General features: G+C 61.1%; 14 protein-coding genes. 7 read left to right on the top strand and 7 right to left on the bottom strand.

Going from position 1 to position 15,901, the window contains the following annotated elements; all coding sequences use genetic code 11:
- Window positions 1-9: 9 nt before the first annotated feature.
- Both M0808_RS18885 and M0808_RS18880 read right to left on the bottom strand, forming a co-directional pair.
- Complete coding sequence (locus M0808_RS18885; protein WP_247842132.1) at window positions 10-3,111, bottom strand: multidrug efflux RND transporter permease subunit; 3,102 nt, start codon at window positions 3,109-3,111, stop codon at window positions 10-12.
- Window positions 3,108-4,268: an efflux RND transporter periplasmic adaptor subunit gene (locus M0808_RS18880; RefSeq protein WP_247842131.1), complete on the bottom strand. Its 1,161-nt coding sequence runs from the start codon at window positions 4,266-4,268 to the stop codon at window positions 3,108-3,110. Before M0808_RS18880 ends, M0808_RS18885 begins: the two co-directional genes overlap by 4 nt.
- A 1,025-nt stretch (window positions 4,269-5,293) precedes the next feature.
- Here M0808_RS18880 and M0808_RS18875 point away from each other — a divergent pair.
- The 4 genes from M0808_RS18875 (at window position 5,294) to M0808_RS18860 (ending at window position 8,317) form a co-directional block, all read left to right on the top strand.
- The gene (locus M0808_RS18875) at window positions 5,294-5,656 is read left to right on the top strand and encodes a DUF6124 family protein (protein WP_247842130.1); all 363 of its coding nucleotides are present in this window, start codon (window positions 5,294-5,296) and stop codon (window positions 5,654-5,656) included.
- Window positions 5,657-5,924: 268 nt separating this feature from the next.
- Window positions 5,925-6,230, top strand: a complete 306-nt coding sequence (locus tag M0808_RS18870) for a type 1 fimbrial protein (RefSeq protein ID WP_247842129.1) — start codon at window positions 5,925-5,927, stop codon at window positions 6,228-6,230.
- Window positions 6,231-6,341: 111 nt separating this feature from the next.
- Entirely contained in the window at window positions 6,342-6,578 is a 237-nt protein-coding gene (locus M0808_RS18865; RefSeq protein WP_247842128.1) for a hypothetical protein, read from the top strand.
- A gap of 149 nt (window positions 6,579-6,727) precedes the next feature.
- Window positions 6,728-8,317, top strand: coding sequence for a PAS domain-containing methyl-accepting chemotaxis protein (locus M0808_RS18860; protein WP_247842127.1), 1,590 nt, complete (start codon window positions 6,728-6,730; stop codon window positions 8,315-8,317).
- 140 nt (window positions 8,318-8,457) lie between these two features.
- On the opposite strand, the gene M0808_RS18855 is transcribed toward M0808_RS18860, so the two are convergent.
- From M0808_RS18855 to norR, 5 genes are all read right to left on the bottom strand, one after another.
- A complete protein-coding gene (locus M0808_RS18855) occupies window positions 8,458-9,207 on the bottom strand; it encodes a YkgJ family cysteine cluster protein (protein WP_247842126.1) in 750 nt (249 codons plus the stop codon).
- Window positions 9,208-9,293: 86 nt separating this feature from the next.
- Window positions 9,294-9,617: a hypothetical protein gene (locus M0808_RS18850; protein ID WP_096795489.1), complete on the bottom strand. Its 324-nt coding sequence runs from the start codon at window positions 9,615-9,617 to the stop codon at window positions 9,294-9,296.
- A gap of 148 nt (window positions 9,618-9,765) precedes the next feature.
- Window positions 9,766-10,224 (bottom strand): GNAT family N-acetyltransferase, encoded by a 459-nt coding sequence (locus tag M0808_RS18845; protein ID WP_247842169.1) that lies wholly within the window; start codon window positions 10,222-10,224, stop codon window positions 9,766-9,768.
- A gap of 27 nt (window positions 10,225-10,251) precedes the next feature.
- A complete protein-coding gene (locus tag M0808_RS18840) occupies window positions 10,252-11,154 on the bottom strand; it encodes a chemotaxis protein (RefSeq protein WP_027612166.1) in 903 nt (300 codons plus the stop codon).
- 307 nt (window positions 11,155-11,461) lie between these two features.
- A complete protein-coding gene (gene norR, locus M0808_RS18835) occupies window positions 11,462-13,021 on the bottom strand; it encodes a nitric oxide reductase transcriptional regulator NorR (RefSeq protein WP_139054201.1) in 1,560 nt (519 codons plus the stop codon).
- A gap of 162 nt (window positions 13,022-13,183) precedes the next feature.
- Between norR and hmpA the strand changes: the two genes are divergently transcribed.
- The 3 genes from hmpA (at window position 13,184) to M0808_RS18820 (ending at window position 15,695) form a co-directional block, all read left to right on the top strand.
- Window positions 13,184-14,365: an NO-inducible flavohemoprotein gene (gene hmpA / locus M0808_RS18830; RefSeq protein WP_247842125.1), complete on the top strand. Its 1,182-nt coding sequence runs from the start codon at window positions 13,184-13,186 to the stop codon at window positions 14,363-14,365.
- A 234-nt stretch (window positions 14,366-14,599) separates the two neighbouring features.
- A complete protein-coding gene (locus M0808_RS18825) occupies window positions 14,600-15,160 on the top strand; it encodes an ester cyclase (RefSeq protein ID WP_247842124.1) in 561 nt (186 codons plus the stop codon).
- A gap of 25 nt (window positions 15,161-15,185) precedes the next feature.
- A complete protein-coding gene (locus M0808_RS18820) occupies window positions 15,186-15,695 on the top strand; it encodes a disulfide bond formation protein B (RefSeq protein ID WP_025109264.1) in 510 nt (169 codons plus the stop codon).
- The last annotated feature ends 206 nt before the right edge of the window (window positions 15,696-15,901 follow it).

Raw genomic sequence — 15,901 nt, 5'->3', positions numbered from 1 at the left:
GACCCTGCCTCAGTCTGTGGTCGCCAGTGCCGTCGTGGGCATTGGTTTGGGCCTGTGAAAAAGCCGCTCAAGCCACAAGTATATGACCGGCGTGGTAAACAGCGTCAGCATCTGGCTGACCAGCAAGCCGCCCACCACCGCGATCCCCAGCGGCTGGCGCAGTTCGGCGCCGGTGCCGTAACCGAGCATCAGCGGCAACGCGCCGAGCAGGGCGGCGAGGGTGGTCATGATGATCGGCCGGAACCGCGTCAGGCACGCTTCGAAAATCGCATCCTGCGGCGCCAGTCCGCGATTGCGCTGGGCTTCCAGTGCGAAGTCGATCATCAGAATGCCGTTCTTTTTGACGATACCGATCAGCAGCACCAGCCCGATCAACGCCATGATCGAAAAGTCCTGACCGCAGATCCACAGCATGATCACTGCACCGAGGCCGGCTGCCGGCAGCGTCGAGATGATTGTCAGCGGATGTACGAAGCTCTCATAGAGCACGCCGAGAATGATGTACACCGCCACCAGCGCCGCGAGAATCAGCCACGGCTGACTGGCCAGCGAACTCTGGAACGCCTGCGCCGCGCCCTGGAAATTTCCGCTGATCGCGGTCGGCATGCCGATCTCGGCCTTGGCCTGATTGAGCAGGATCACCGCGTCGCCCAACGCCACGCCGGGCGCCAGGTTGAACGACAGGTTGGCGGCGGGGAACATGCCGTCATGGGCAATCGACAGCGGGCCGATGGTCGGCGCATCGAATTTGGCCAGCGCCGACAGCGGCACCATCTCGCCACTCAGCGGCGAGCGCAGGTAGAAATAGTTGAGGCTTTCAGCCTTGCCGCGCTGCTTGGTGTCCAGTTCCAGAATCACGTTGTACTGGTTGACCTGGGTCTGGAACTCGTTGATCTGGCGCTGCCCGAAGGCGTCGTACAGCGCTTCGTCGACATCACTCGCGGTCAGGCCGAAACGCGCGGCGGCACTGCGGTCGATACTGATGTGAGTGATGCTGCCGCCCAGTTGCAGGTCGTTGGAAATGTCGCGGAACGCCTGGTTGCTGCGCAGCTTTTCCGTCAGACGCTGGGTCCAGGTGGCGAGGGTCGCGCCGTCATTGCTCTTGAGCACATATTGGTACTGTGCGCGGCTCGGGCCGGAACTGAGGTTGATGTCCTGGCCGGCGCGCAGGTACAGGACGATGCCCGGGACTTTCATCAGTTGTGGACGAATGCGGTCGATGAACTGGCTGGCCGAGACGTCGCGGTCGCCGCGTTTTTTCAAAGCAATCCAGAAACGCCCGTTGGCGATGGTCTGGTTGCTGCCGGACACACCGACCGAGTGGGAGAACGCCTGCACAGCCGGGTCGGCGGCGACGATTTCGGCCATTGCCAAGTGTTTTTTCACCATGTCGCCGTAGGAAATATCCGCCGCGGCTTCGGTGGTGCCCAGGACGAAACCGGTGTCCTGCACCGGGAAGAAACCCTTGGGAATAAAGATGTAGCCGGCAATCGCCATTGCCAGCGACAGGCCGAACACGCCGATCATCAGCTTCTGATGGGCGAGGGCGCGGCGCAGACCTTTTTCGTACCAGCCGAGCAGGCGTTCGCTGAAGCCCGGTTTGTCGTGGGCGTGGTGCACCGGTTTGCGCATGAACAGCGCTGCCAGCGTCGGCGCGAGAGTCAGCGACACCACCACCGAAATCAAAATGGTCGAGGTCGCCGTCAGGGCGAATTCCTTGAACAGCCGCCCGACCACGCCGCCCATGAACAGCAGCGGAATGAACGCCGCCACCAGCGAAAAGCTGATCGAAACCACGGTAAAGCCGATCTCGCCGGCCCCTTTGACCGCCGCTTCGCGCATGCTGTCGCCGGCCTCCAGATGCCGGTGGATGTTTTCCACCACCACGATCGCGTCGTCCACGACAAACCCGACGGCCACGACAATCGCCACCAGCGTCAGGTTGTTCAGGCTGAAGCCCAACAGGTACATCAGGGCGAAACTGGCAGTCAGCGATACACCGAGCACCGCCGACACAATCATCGTCGCCGACAGCTGGCGCAGGAACAGCGCCATCACCGCCACCACCAGCAGGATCGCGATCAGCAGAGTGATCTCGACTTCATGCAAAGAGGCGCGGATGGTCTGGGTGCGGTCGATCAGGGTTTTCACCTGCACCGAGGCCGGAAGCATGGCTTCGAGGCCGGGCAGGGCGGCTTGAATGCGGTCGACGGTTTCGACGATGTTCGCGCCGGGCTGGCGCGAGATCACCAGGTTCACCCCGGGTTGATCACCGGCCCAGGCTTGCACGTAGGCATCTTCCGAACCGTTGACGACTTTGGCGACATCCCGCAGGTGAACCGGGGCGCCGTCCTTGTAGGAAACGATGAGTTGGCTGTAGTCCTCGGGTTTGAACAACTGGTCGTTGGTCGACAGTGTCGAGATGCTCGATTCGCCGTACAACGCGCCTTTGGCAAGGTTGAGACTGGTCTGCTGGATCGCCAGACGAATGTCGGCCAGGGTCAGGCCGATGGCCGCCAGTTTGTCGGCCGAGGCTTGCACGCGAATCGCCGGACGTTGCTGACCGGTGATGTTGATCTGGCCTACGCCGTCGATCTGACTGATCTGACGCGAGAGCAGGGTTTCCACCAGATCGCTGAGCTCGGTGCCGGGCATTTGCGTCGAGCTGACGCTTAAGATCAGCACCGGGCTGTCGGCCGGGTTGACCTTCTTCCAGGTCGGCAGGGTCGGCATGTCCTTGGGCAGCTTGCCGGCGGCGGTATTGATCGCGGCCTGGACTTCCTGGGCGGCGGTGTCGATGCTCTTGTCGAGAGTGAATTGCAGGGTCAGCAGGCTGGAGCCGAGCGCGCTGCTGGAGGTCATCTGGGTCATGCCGGGGATGGCGCTGAATTGCACCTCCAGCGGCGTGGCCACGGACGAAGCCATGGTGTCGGGGCTGGCACCGGGTAACTGCGCCGAGACCTGAATTGTCGGAAATTCCGCTTCCGGCAGTGGGGCGATCGGCAGGCGCGGGAAGGCAATCACGCCGACCAGCACCAATGCGATGGTCAGCAGAATCGTCGCGACCGGGTGATCGATGCACCAGGTGGAGACGCCTTTGTGCGCCTTCATGGTTTCGGCTCCGCTTGCACCACCTGTGGCGGCTCGCTCATGACCTGCACGGTCGAGCCGGGTTTGAGCCGCGACTGGCCGTCAGTCACCAGTACGTCACCGGCCTTCACGCCTTTGATGATGTCCTGGCCGCTGCCCTGATAGACCATCTGCACTTGTACGGCTTCGACTTTGTCGCCACTCACCCGGTAAACGAAGTGTTGATCGAGACCGCGCTGTACGACGGTGGGCGGCACCACCAGCGCATTCTTATCCAGTGCAGTCTGAATTTTTACCGTCACCAGCAGGCCCGGCCAGAGCTTCTGGCTGGCGTTGTCGAATTCGGCCTTGGCGCGGATGGTGCCGGTGTTGGCGTTGATCTGGTTGTCGATCAGGGTCAGGTGACCTTCGCCGAGCAGGTTGCCGGTTTCACCGTCGGTGTCGGCGCCGATGTAGGCCTTGACCTGTGCGTGCTGCGGATCGTTGATCAGGCCCTGCAGGGTCGGCAGCATTTGCTGTGGCAGCGAGAATTCCACGGCGATCGGGTCGATCTGGGTCACGGTGAACAGGCCGGCGGTGTCGGTCATGCGCAGGAAGTTGCCTTCATCGACTGTACGAATACCGACGCGGCCGGTGACCGGGGAGCGGATCTGCGTGTAAGAAAGTTGTACCTGCGCCGCGTCGATCGAGGCCTGGTTGCCTTGGGCGGTGGCTTTGAGTTGGTTGACCAGTGCTTGTTGCTGGTCGTAGGTCTGTTTCGAGATGCCGTCGTCGACGGTGAGCAGTTTGTAGCGTTTGAGGTTGACCAGGGCGACCTGCAATTGCGCCTGGCTTTCGCCCAGTTGCGCGCGGGCCTGGTCGAGGCTGGCGCGGATCGAGCGGTCGTCGATGGTGGCGAGCAGGTCGCCTGCTTTGACGAGTTGGCCTTCCTTGACGAGGATTTTGGTGAGGATGCCGTCGACTTGTGGGCGCACTACGACGCTGTGTAATGAGAGTACGGAGCCGATGCCGCTGGTGTAGCGGGGGACGTCTTTTTCGCTGACGGTGACGACGCGGACCGGGATGGCGGTTGGGGTGGCCTGTTTGGTCGGGGCGGGTTTCAGGACGTACCACAGACCTGCGCCTGCGAGGACGATCAACAGGGTGGCGAGCAGGGCTTTGTTCTTTTGGATTCGCATGCGGGGTGGGCGCCGGACGGAGTTTGGGCAGGGTTGTTGTCTTTATAAACCTGTCTGCAGGTCAGTAGGGTGACGGCTAGCTGTCAGCGCTGTCAGTTTCGCCGGGGTGTATATCCGTTTCTGCGGGTGTGGCTGATTACGGTTTCGCCCTTACGGCGAGTCACTTTTTCCAGACGCCGAAAAAGTAACCAAAAAGGCTTGCTCCTGCGTTCGGCCCGCTCGCTGGGGCTCGGGGTCCCTTCGCTCCGGGATCGATCCGGGCGCAGCGCCTCCGGTTTGCTTCGCTGCACCTCCTCTCGCTGTGTTTGGCTTCGCCAAACGGTCGCTACGCTCCCACGCCCGGATCAACCCCTCCACTCAGCCTTCCGACGTCGCCCGTGGATCAAGATCAAGAGCTGCAGCCGAGCTTGCGCTCATCCTGTTGAGTGGGGCGGCTGCGCCGCGTGCGGGTTGGACTTATTTTCCCTGTAGGAGCTGCCGCAGGCTGCGATTTTTTGATCTTGCTTTTGCTTTTGCTCTTTTGTGGGAGCTGGCTTGCCAGCAATGGCGGCCTGACAGCTGACCAATCTCCAACTGACTCGCCCAATCCCACTGTGGGAGCGGGCTTGCTCGCGAAGGCGGCCTGATAGCCGACCAATATTCAACTGAATGCACTCAATTCAATTGTGGGGAGCCAGCCTATCCACCCCATGGTCTGAGGCTGTTTAATTCTGTTCCAAATAACCAGAACCTTCCCACAAGGTTTTCAGGTTGTCCGTCGGACATGCGGTCTCTAGTCTTTGGTCATCGCTGCCAATTCAGCGATCGGGTGTGGAAACCCGATTCAAGTAGAAACAATGCACCAGCACCGTAATCGTTGCCGACGTCTTTTTTCGTCTGCAAACTGCGTCGCGGCGGCTGTGCGTGGGCAGACTTCGGTCTGGCCGGTTGCCTACTTATCGGTTTTCCACCCCGCGCACAGTTGCCACCTTTTGTCGTGTGGAAACGGCAAAGGCTGGCTCCCAAATACAAGTAGGAGCTACACCATGGATAAACTGATTCCAGCCCCTCCCCCCGAAACTACAACCCCGCTCGCCGAAGCCATCCGCGCTGACGACTTCGCCAAAAACCGCGAAGCCATCAAACGTGCGCTCGATTTCTACCTCTGTCCGCAACCCGTCCAGCCGCGACAGCCAAGTACCATGTTTCTGGTCAACCCAGGTATCGACACCGAAACCCTGCTCGCCCACGCTTACGAATCGTTGGCCTCTGCCAGTGCCATGGCCAGTAACTTCGCCAATGAACTCGGCGGTCCGCAACGCAGCACGGCACTGGCGATCCAGCAAATCGTCATGCTCGCCGAGCTGGCAGTGAACCGGGCGCTGGATAGGGTTGATCCACGCACTTGATCCGTCCGGGCACCGCGTCATTGTTCATCGCGAGCAGGCTCGCACAGGTTGAAGCACAGTCCACCTGTGGGAGCGAGCCTGCTCGCGAAGACGCCTGTGCGGGCGACGCATCTCTGCCGGCTATTGTTGTTGGCCGGTCCCAAAAAGGGCCCGATCATTCCCGATTCGGGACTCAAATGCCGACTAATCTTCTCAAGATCCAGCCCCGAGCGCGGATAAACATTGTGTAGCCCGGGTTCGCTGGGCCTCACATCGGGAGTGTCTAGATATGAAGCTGAAAACCGCAATGTCATGTGTGCTTCTCCTGCTTCCACTCACCGCGTTCGCCGCGCCCGGCAGTCAATCCGGCGAGATCCGTTTTACAGGGCAGATCGTTGATTCCGGCTGTGCAGTCGGGCGTGCGGGAGCGTTGTCTTCCACCGGGGCCCGGCGAGTTGAAATCAAGCCCGGTGTGAACGTCGATGTGGACACGTATCGCAACGCCTGCAGCCGTCAGGCGCTGCCGCTTTCCATGTCCTATGAACCGTTGCAGACCTCGACCGACAAAGGCATCGTCACCATCACTTACCTGTAAACCGTTCGGCGTACGCTGCAAATCTTCAGGTGCCGAGTCCGGGCGCGCAGGTATACTGCGCGCTTTCGCGGCTCACTGTTCGGGCCCGACTTTTTGCTTTGCGGAGCTTTTATGACTTCCCCGACCCAACCGGTTGACGACGCCGTGAGTGATGTCCCGGCCGAGCTGACTGACGCCAGCGAAACCAAACCCGAGATCCCGGCCTTCAAGTTCCCGTTCAAACCGGGTGAGCTGGCGGCCGCCAAGGGTTCGAACCAGCCGTGGTACAAGAACGGCGCCAAGAACGGCCATACCAAGACCCCGGGCATGGCCCCGCCGGGCACTCGCCGTTCGATGGGCAAGCGCTGAGTTTCCTCCCGCCTTCGGCCATCGACTGCGATTTTCGGTCGCAGTGATGGCTAAGTGCTCATCACCTGAGCCAGATCAATATTTGACCAATTGGTGCGCTTAGAGTCAGCAGCCCTGCCGACTCTTCCCATAAAACGAGCGCGCTTTCCATGAAGATCAATCTCCCGGTAACCGGTCGTAACGTCGATGTGGCGCTGGACGCGAACATTCTTTCGACCACCGATCTGACCAGCGCAATCACCTACGCCAACGACGATTTCATCCAGATCAGCGGTTACAGCCGCGACGAATTGCTCGGTGTGCCGCACAACCTGTTGCGTCACCCGGACATGCCGTCGCAGGCGTTTGCGCACATGTGGCAGACGCTCAAGGGCGGGCGCTCCTGGATGGGGCTGGTGAAGAATCGTTGCAAAAACGGTGATCACTACTGGGTCAGTGCTTATGTCACGCCGGTCACGCACAACGGCGTGACGATGGAGTATCAGTCGGTGCGCACCCGGCCGGATGCGCGACGGGTGGCGGCGGCGGAGCGTGTGTACGCGCAATTGCGCGGTGAGTCGAATGGTAGGCAGGCGCTGCCCACCTTGGGTTTGCGCGGCAGGATCACGGCGCTGGCCAGTGTGTCGTTGGGGCTGGTGTTGGGGATCGAGGCTTGGTTGCGCCCGGAGTCGGCGTGGTTCGACGCGGTTGCGTTTGTCGTCGGTAGCGGACTTTGCACGGTGGGCGTGCGCTGGATCTTGCGCCCGCTGCAGCAGTTGACCGACCGCGCGAGGCAGATCGCGGATAATCCTTTGAGCCAGGGCATTTATACCGGGCGTCACGATGAAATCGGCCAGATCGAGTTTGCCCTGCAGATGCTCGAAGCCCAGGTCGGCGCGGTGGTCGGGCGCATCGGTGATGCATCGCAGCAGTTGGCCGGGCATGCGGCGCAACTGGTTGATCATTTGCAAAGCAGCCACAGCAGTTCGTTGGCGCAGCAAGCGGAAACCGATCAGGTGGCGGCGGCGATTCATCAGATGGCCGCCAGCGTCGCGCAAGTTGCCAGCCATGCGCAGCAGGCGTCGGTAGCGGCGGACATGGCCGGCACGGAAACCCGCGAAGGGCATTGGCTGGTCGGCGAGAGTCGCAGTGCGGTGTTGCGTCTGGCCGAGGAGTTGCGGCGGGCGACCGAGGTGATTCATCAGCTCGAAGGTCACAGCAGCGAGATTTCCGGGGTGATGGAGGTGATCCGCAGCATTGCCGAGCAGACCAATCTGCTGGCGCTCAACGCGGCGATCGAAGCAGCGCGTGCTGGCGATGCCGGGCGCGGTTTTGCAGTGGTGGCCGATGAGGTGCGCGGGTTGGCGCAACGCACGCAGCAGTCGACCAACGAGATCCAGCGGATGATCAGCAGCCTGCAAAACGGCGCGCGCGATGCGGTGCTGGTGATGCAGCAGAGCAGCGAGCATGTGGATAACAGCGTCGAACAGGCACAGCGCGCGGCGCGGGCGCTGGACGGGATCAGTGAGCGGGTCGAGCAGATCACCGAGATGAGCCTGCAGATTGCCGCGGCGGTGGAGCAGCAGAGTGCGGTGAGCGAGGACATTAATCGCAACATCGTCAGCATTCGCACGGCGTCGGAATTGACGGTGGATGAGGGGCGGCAGAGTCAGCGCAATTCTGAAGATGTGGCGGGGCTGGCGGGGGATTTGCGGTTGCTGGCGCGGGAGTTCTGGGGGCGGCGGCAGGTTCGGGATTGAGGTTGCCTGGGCCAGCCTCTTCGCGAGCAAGCCCCCTCCCACAGGTTTGTGAGTTGATCATTTATTCTGTGTACAACTCAAAACCCTGTGGGAGGGGGCTTGCTCCCGAAGGGGCCATTGCAGGCAGTACAAAATCCGGATCAAGCCGCCCGCAGCGAAATGAACGCATACGTCTGCGCCGGCTCCGTCACCACCTTTGCTCCGACGGCGAGCAACTGCCCGGCCACATCATCACCGGACAAATGAAACAGCCATTCGCTGGACGCGTCACTCAGAGGCTGTGCAGAAACCTGATCGATCACCGCCGCAAAAGCGTCCATCTGCGGCAAATACGCGGTAAACCCGTCGCCCTTGAGCGCCGTAGTGCGAATCCCCAGCGCCGCGCAGATTGCATCCTTGATCCGGATGTCATCGCGATCAGCCTGGCGCGAGCGCTGGATCAACTCCAGCAGTTCCTGATCGACCAGCTCCCCGCCGACAATCAGCAGCGGCCCCTGTTGCCACGACTCTGGCGGGCAATCTTTGGCCGCCGGGTTGAGCGGAATGTGCGGATTGATTTCTGCCGGATAAATCCTGCACACCAACGGTCGGCGTTCGTAAATGCGGCACAGGTTTTCTTCGTCAAGATTCCGGCAGCGACCGACGTTGTAGGCGGCGAAGGTGATGGCCACGTGGGCCTCGGTCGTGCCGCTGCGTACCACCAGCGAACGCCGTTCGGCGTGTTCACGCTGCTGCGCCGGCAGGCCCAGGCCGTTGCCGAGAAAGGCCTCCACCAGCACGATCACCTGACCGCCATCCGCCGCCCACATGCGGGCTTCGGCGAGGGTCAGGGGCACATGGTGGTCGGTGCAGCATTTGCCGCAACCGACGCAGGAAAATGTCGTATTCATTGCACGATCAATCTTCAATCAGAGTGTGATACGGCGACGTAAAGTCGCCAGGCTGAGGCTGATCGAAGCAAGTTGTGCGCCAGCCCTCAAGGCTTGACGGTCGGGCGGATCGAGTCCCATTCGGTGACGAACGCGGTTTTCGACTTTTTGCTGTACAGGCACAGCTCAGTGCCTTGCTGGCCTTTCATGTGTTTTTGCGGGTATTGGCCTTGCAACAGCACGGCGGTGTAGCCGACGCGGTCATCGAATTGCGCGGGTGTGCCGACGGGTTTGGCGTCTTTCAGGCCGCTGGCCTTGGTGCAGCTGGCGAGCACGGTTTTATCGTAAGCGGCCCAGGCGTCGGGGCTGGAGGCATGGGCCTGTGAGGCTAGGGCGGTGAGGCAGAGCAGGCTTAGGGTGAGGGTTTTCATCTTGGGCGTCCTTGGTCGTGGGTGGCCAAGGTTGGAGTCTGTCAGGGGTGAAAAGTTGTCAGTGATGGCCTCTTCGCGAGCAAGCCCGCTCCCACAATTTGGAATGCGTTCCCCCTGTGGGAGCGGGCTTGCTGGCGAAGACGGTCGATCAGTCCGGCACAAGTTCCCGGCGAACCACCATCATCCCGGCACTTTCATACAAACGCTGCGCCCGCAGATTGTCTTCCAGCACCTTCAGATCGACAAACCCTTCACGGCGTTGCTGAAACACTTTGAATGCATTCAACAGCAACGCCCGACCCAAACCTCGGCCCTGAGCGCGCGGATGCACCACCAGATTCTTGATGTACGAACTGGTCCAGCATTGCGCCACGCCGATCACGCCTTCGTTATCGCGGGCGATGAAGCACAATTCAGGATCGTATTCGGCATCGCTTTCAAACCGCTGCTGCCACTCCTCCAGTGCCGGCACGCGACCGCCGCCCTCGCGGTAGCCGAGTTGCATCAACTGATGCACGGCCGCCGCCAGTTCCGGACGATAAGTGCTCAGCTCAATACCTTCCGGCCAGTGGATCGCCGGCACGCCTTGCCGCAGATCGCGGCGCATCAAAAAACAGTAGGTCTGGCTCAAGATTCAGTGACCGTTGGCGGCGACGTGTTTGGCGGCTTCGATCAAACGCTGGGTCAGCTCTGGTGACGAGAACTTGGTCAGCACCGCGTTGGCCCCGGCCAGACGCGCTTTTTCGCTGTTCATCGCGCTGTCGAGCGAGGTGTGCAGCAGCACGTAGAGGTGGGCGAAGTCCGGCGTCTCGCGCAGGGTGCGGGTGAAGGCGTAGCCGTCCATCTCGGACATTTCGATGTCGGAGACGATCAGGTTGATCTGTTGCGCGGTGCCTTGCAGATCCAGCAGGCAGTCGATGGCTTCCTTGGCACTGCGCGCGGTGTGGCATTGCAGGCCGAGGTTGCGCAGGGTGTGCACCGATTGCTGCAGTGCCACCTGGCTGTCGTCGACCACTAGAATCCGTGCGTTACCAAGGACTTCGGCGTCTTCCATGCTCAGGTCGGTCGGGGCCATTTCGATCTGCGCCGGGGCGATGCTGTGGATGACTTTCTCGATGTCGAGCACTTGTACCAGCGTGCCGTCGACTGAGGTCACGCCAGTGATGTAGGCGCGCGAACCACCGGAGCCGAACGGCGGCGGCTTGATGTCGGTGGTCAGGCAATGGACGATTTTGCTCACCGCCTGCACATGCAGGCCCTGCTTGGAGCGGCTGACGTCGGTGACGATCAGGCAGCCGCCGTTCGGGTCTTCCAGCGGTCGCTCGCCGATGGCGCGGCTAAGGTCGATCACCGACAGCGACGCGCCGCGCAGGGTGGCGATGCCTTTGATGTGCGGATGCGACTCGGGCATTTTGGTCAGCGGCGGGCAGGGAATGATTTCACTGACTTTCAGCAGGTTGATCGCCATCAGCTTGCCGCTGCGCAAGGTAAACAGCAGAAGCGAAAGTGAATCTGCGCGGGCTTTGTTGGAAGACATAAAAACCTTCTGTGGAAAAAGGTGATGGGCGAGGGTGCAAATCGCCAGAAACTATTGATGCCGGGTTATCGGCGTTAATGGGGTGGGCTTTAGGTCGGTTATCGGCTGGCGGCAGATCCAAAGCCCCTCACCCCAGCCCTCTCCCGAAGGGAGAGGGGGCCGAACGAGGTGTCTGGCGCTGTACATCGACCTGAATGACCGAGTCGATTATGGATTCAGTACAGATCTCTCACGTCGGCGGAGTTCTTGAATATCCCCCAATCAGTCCCCTCTCCCTCCGGGAGAGGGCTAGGGTGAGGGTGTGCTTTTAGCTCTTCATCCCCAACCGCTTGGCCATCCGCCCAAGATTCGCCCTATCCAGCCCCAGCTCCCGCGCCGCACTCGCCCAGTTATCCTGATTGCGTTCCAGCGCCGCACTGATCAAGCGGCGCTGATACTCCTCAGTGGCGCTGCGCAAGTCGCCATTGATCAACGGTGCCACGGTTAAAATATTGGCAACCGGCTCAACCGAGTTATCCACAACCTCCCGCGGCAAATCCAGATCCGCCGCGCTCAAACTGAGGATCTTCGGCCGCACCTTGCAATTGCCCAGTGCCTTCAGTGCGCTGCGGCCGATCAAGTGTTCCAGTTCGCGCACGTTGCCCGGCCAAGTGTAGGCGAGCAACGCGTCCTGGGCGTCGCTGCTCAGGCGCAGGCTGTTAAGGCCCATGCGCGAGCGGTTCTGTTCCAGAAAGAAGCCGCTGAGCAGCAACACATCGCGGCCGCGATCGCGCAGCGCCGGGACGCGCAGCGGGTACACGCTCAAGCGGTGATAGAAGTCGGCGCGGTAGCGGCCGCTGCGCACTTCTTCGGCCAGATCGCGGTTGGTCGCGGCGATCAGGCGCACATCGACCTGATGTTCCTTGTCCGAGCCGAGCCGCTGCAACTGGCCGCTTTGCAGCACGCGCAGCAACTTGGCCTGTACGGTCAGCGACAGTTCGCCGACTTCATCGAGAAACAGCGTGCCGCCATTGGCCAGTTCGAACTTGCCGCGGCGGTCGCTGGTGGCGCCGGTAAAGGCGCCGCGCACGTGGCCGAACAGTTCGCTTTCGACCAACGTATCGGGCAGAGCGGCGCAGTTGAGGCTGATGATCGGTTTGTCGGCGCGCGGCGAGGCGGCGTGGATCGCTTGCGCCACCAACTCCTTGCCGACCCCGGTTTCGCCGGTGATCAGCACGGTCAAGTCGCTGCCGCCGACCAGATTGATTTCCTCCACCAGCCGTTTGTGCGCTTTGCTTTGGCCGATCATTTCGCGTTGCTGCTGGCCGCTCGCCTGGCGGTAGACCTCGGCGCGTTGGTGTTCGTCTTCGGCACGCAGCGCCAGGCGCTCAATGCGTTCGGCGGCGTTGACCGTGGCCGAGGCGAGACTGGCGAACGCTTGCAAGGCGTCGAGTTCGATCGGTTCAAAACGCTCCGGATCGAGCGCATCAAGGGTGATCAGGCCCCAGAGTTTTTCATCGACGAACAGCGGACAGCCAAGACAGTCATGTACCTCAAGGTGATCGCCCAGACCATCGACCAAGCCGTCGTAAGGATCGGGCAAGTCGCTGTCGGCGGCGAACCGCGTTGGCCCGGCGCCGTCCAGAAGGATCTCGAAACGGGGATGTTCGCTGACCTTGAAGCGCCGGCCGAGGGTGTCGGTACTCAAACCATCCACCGCCAGCGGCACCAGCCATTCGCCGTCCAGGCGCAGCAACGCGGCGGCATCGCACGGCAGCAGGGCGCGCATGGCTTCGAGCAGGCGCCGATAGCGCTCGCCCTCGGGCAGTTCGCGGGACAGGTCGGAGACCAGTGGCAGTAGAGCGGTGAGCAGGGATTTGGCGGTCATGGTCTTGTAGTCAAAGAGACTCGATGTAGTCGAGATGACTATAAAACGCTTTGAGTCTAAATGACTACGTAAAAAATAAACAATTGATTTATAACGATAATTTATCTGGCACGAAAACTGATAAGCCTAAGGTAATTCTCAAAAAGCTCAGGAGTCATTCTTATGCTTAGCGTCCAGGATCGTGCCATCGTCAAATCCACTGTGCCTCTGTTGGAAAGCGGCGGAGAAGCGCTGATCACCCACTTCTACCGCATGATGCTCTCCGAATACCCTGAGGTGCGCCCACTGTTCAACCAGGCGCATCAGGCCAGTGGCGATCAGCCGCGCGCGTTGGCCAATGGTGTGTTGATGTACGCCCGGCACATCGATCAGCTCGACCAGTTGGGCGATCTGGTGGCGAAGATCATCAACAAGCACGTCGCCCTGCAAATCCTCCCGGAGCACTACCCGATTGTCGGCACCTGCCTGCTGCGTGCCATCTCCGAAGTGCTCGGCGACGAGATCGCTACGCCTGAAGTCATGAGCGCGTGGGGCGCGGCGTACGGGCAATTGGCCGAGATTCTGATCGGCGCTGAAGCCGCGATCTACGACCAGAAAGAACAAGCGGTCGGCGGCTGGCGCGGCGCGCGGGAGTTCATCGTGGTGGACAAGGTCGAGGAGAGCGCGGAAATCATTTCGTTCTACTTCGAGCCGGCGGACAAAGGCCCAATCCTGGCCGCAGAGCCGGGTCAGTACATCGGCATGAAGCTGATCCTCGACGGCGAAGAAGTCCGTCGCAACTACTCACTGTCGGCGCTGGCCGATAAAGGTCAGTACCGCATCAGCGTCAAACGCGAACCGGGTGGTCGTGCGTCCAACCACTTGCATGACCAATTGCACGTCGGCGCGAGCATTCAGCTGTTCCCGCCATCGGGCGAGTTCACCCTGACTGCCAGCGACAAGCCGTTGGTGCTGATCAGTGGCGGGGTCGGCATCACGCCAACTTTGGCGATGCTCGAAGCAGCGCTGCAAACCGAGCGCCCGGTGCACTTTATCCACTGCGCGCGCAACGGCAGCGTGCATGCGTTCCGCGACTGGATCGATGGGCTGGCGGCGCGTCATCCGCAGCTCAAGCGCTTCTATTGCTACGCCGAAGACGACGGCGTGAGCCCGGCGGCGGACAAGGTCGGGATCCTCAGCCAAGAGCAATTGGGTGAGTGGCTGCCGGCGCAACGCGATGTCGACGCTTACTTCTTGGGGCCGAAGGGCTTCATGGGGGCGATCAAGCGGCATCTGAAAGCGTTGGGCGTGCCGGAGCAGCAGAGCCGTTATGAGTTCTTCGGGCCGGCGGCGGCTTTGGAATAATCCAGAACCGGGTTGCCTTCATTCGCGAGCAAGCCCGCTCCCACAGGATTTGTGGCGTGCACAGAATGTGTGAACGACGCTGAACCTGTGGGAGCGGGCTTGCTCGCGAAGGCCGTTACGCGGTCTCGATTCTTAAATTCTGTTTAAAGGTTAATCGTTTCTTAACCGGTTTATCGTTTATTCCCCGATGCTGATGATAGGCGCTCGTTCGTTTAACTGATCAGGATCGCCCCCATGTCGCACATCATCTTCTCCTCTCGTCTGAACCTGACAATGCTTGGCCTGTCGGCTGTTTTATTAGCCAGTCCGTTTGCTGCGGCCGAATCGGCATTGATCGCGCCACAGACCCTGGTCGTCGATCAGAGCCTGCCCAAGGCTCAGCGCGATGCAATGGAGTTGGCGGCGCGGCGTTACGGCAGTTTCTGGAACAGTGGGGAAGAGGCCCTGGCCACGGCAGCCTTGTCGCCGCAGTTTGTCGACAAGACCCCGCCCGAAGGTCGGGTGCAGGGGCCGACCGGGCCGTTGCTGGCATCGAAGTTCTTTCGTACGGCGGTGCCGGACCTGAGCTGCGAGATCGAGCAAATGATCATTGCCGGTGACCGCGTGGTGGTGCATCTGCACTTTCGCGGACACTTCAGTGGGACGTTCAAGGCTCTCAAAGGGCAGGGCCAGCGTGTAGACTTCCGGGCAACCGATATCTATCAGATCGACAACGGTCGCATCGCGGCCAATTGGCATATCGAAGACAACATCAGTCTGATGGCGCAACTGCAAGCGCAGCCGCCAGCCAGCTGAACCATGGACATACAAGGGAAACGCGATGAGCGAGGAAACGATTCGACTGGGACGTGAGCGGCGCTTTCTGGTGCTGCTGGGCATCATCTGTCTGGCACTGATCGGCGGCGCGCTGTACATGCAGATCGTGCTGGGTGAGGCACCATGCCCGCTGTGCATCCTGCAGCGTTATGCATTGCTGCTGATTGCGCTGTTCGCGTTTATCGGCGCGGCCATGCGCACCCGCCGCAGCATCACGGTGTTCGAAGTGCTGGTGGTGATCTGCGCGATCGCCGGCGCCGGTGTTGCCGGGCATCACGTGTACACCCAGTTCTATCCGGCGGTGAGCTGCGGCATCGATGTGTTGCAGCCGATTGTCGACGACCTGCCGCTGGCGAAGATCTTCCCGCTGGGCTTCCAGGTCGATGGTTTCTGCTCGACGCCGTACCCGCCGATCCTCGGTCTGTCGCTGGCGCAATGGGCGCTGGTGGCGTTCGTGCTGGTGGTGATTCTGGTGCCGCTGCTGACCTCGCGTAACCGAAAAGCACTGCGCTGAATCAACTCTTCGGCAGATTGGCCGATACAGAAAACGCCCCGATTTGCGTATCAGCCGATCGGGGCGTTTTGCATTTCAGAGTGTTTGTGAAATCACCGTGACGAACGGCAATGGAGAGTGCGGCAGATGTGCGACATGTTGTCACACGCGCCCTGTCGCAGGGCGTTTCGGCGACCCGGATTGGCGTAATGTTACAAAAAAGGATT

The sequence above is a fragment of the Pseudomonas sp. MWU12-3103b genome (assembly GCF_023100615.1).
Classification (GTDB): domain Bacteria; phylum Pseudomonadota; class Gammaproteobacteria; order Pseudomonadales; family Pseudomonadaceae; genus Aquipseudomonas; species Aquipseudomonas putida_A.
The sequence above is the reverse complement of the archived record's forward strand: the minus strand, read 5'-3'. Positions and strand labels throughout refer to the sequence as shown.

What these genes read in the sequence shown, in the direction of transcription:
- M0808_RS18885 (WP_247842132.1), bottom strand. Translation starts at nt 3,111, where the DNA reads ATGAAGGCGCACAAAGGCGTCTCCACCTGGTGCATCGATCACCCGGTC.
- M0808_RS18880 (WP_247842131.1), bottom strand. Translation starts at nt 4,268, where the DNA reads ATGCGAATCCAAAAGAACAAAGCCCTGCTCGCCACCCTGTTGATCGTC.
- M0808_RS18875 (WP_247842130.1), top strand. Translation starts at nt 5,294, where the DNA reads ATGGATAAACTGATTCCAGCCCCTCCCCCCGAAACTACAACCCCGCTC.
- M0808_RS18870 (WP_247842129.1), top strand. Translation starts at nt 5,925, where the DNA reads ATGAAGCTGAAAACCGCAATGTCATGTGTGCTTCTCCTGCTTCCACTC.
- M0808_RS18865 (WP_247842128.1), top strand. Translation starts at nt 6,342, where the DNA reads ATGACTTCCCCGACCCAACCGGTTGACGACGCCGTGAGTGATGTCCCG.
- M0808_RS18860 (WP_247842127.1), top strand. Translation starts at nt 6,728, where the DNA reads ATGAAGATCAATCTCCCGGTAACCGGTCGTAACGTCGATGTGGCGCTG.
- M0808_RS18855 (WP_247842126.1), bottom strand. Translation starts at nt 9,207, where the DNA reads ATGAATACGACATTTTCCTGCGTCGGTTGCGGCAAATGCTGCACCGAC.
- M0808_RS18850 (WP_096795489.1), bottom strand. Translation starts at nt 9,617, where the DNA reads ATGAAAACCCTCACCCTAAGCCTGCTCTGCCTCACCGCCCTAGCCTCA.
- M0808_RS18845 (WP_247842169.1), bottom strand. Translation starts at nt 10,224, where the DNA reads ATGCGCCGCGATCTGCGGCAAGGCGTGCCGGCGATCCACTGGCCGGAA.
- M0808_RS18840 (WP_027612166.1), bottom strand. Translation starts at nt 11,154, where the DNA reads ATGTCTTCCAACAAAGCCCGCGCAGATTCACTTTCGCTTCTGCTGTTT.
- norR (WP_139054201.1), bottom strand. Translation starts at nt 13,021, where the DNA reads ATGACCGCCAAATCCCTGCTCACCGCTCTACTGCCACTGGTCTCCGAC.
- hmpA (WP_247842125.1), top strand. Translation starts at nt 13,184, where the DNA reads ATGCTTAGCGTCCAGGATCGTGCCATCGTCAAATCCACTGTGCCTCTG.
- M0808_RS18825 (WP_247842124.1), top strand. Translation starts at nt 14,600, where the DNA reads ATGTCGCACATCATCTTCTCCTCTCGTCTGAACCTGACAATGCTTGGC.
- M0808_RS18820 (WP_025109264.1), top strand. Translation starts at nt 15,186, where the DNA reads ATGAGCGAGGAAACGATTCGACTGGGACGTGAGCGGCGCTTTCTGGTG.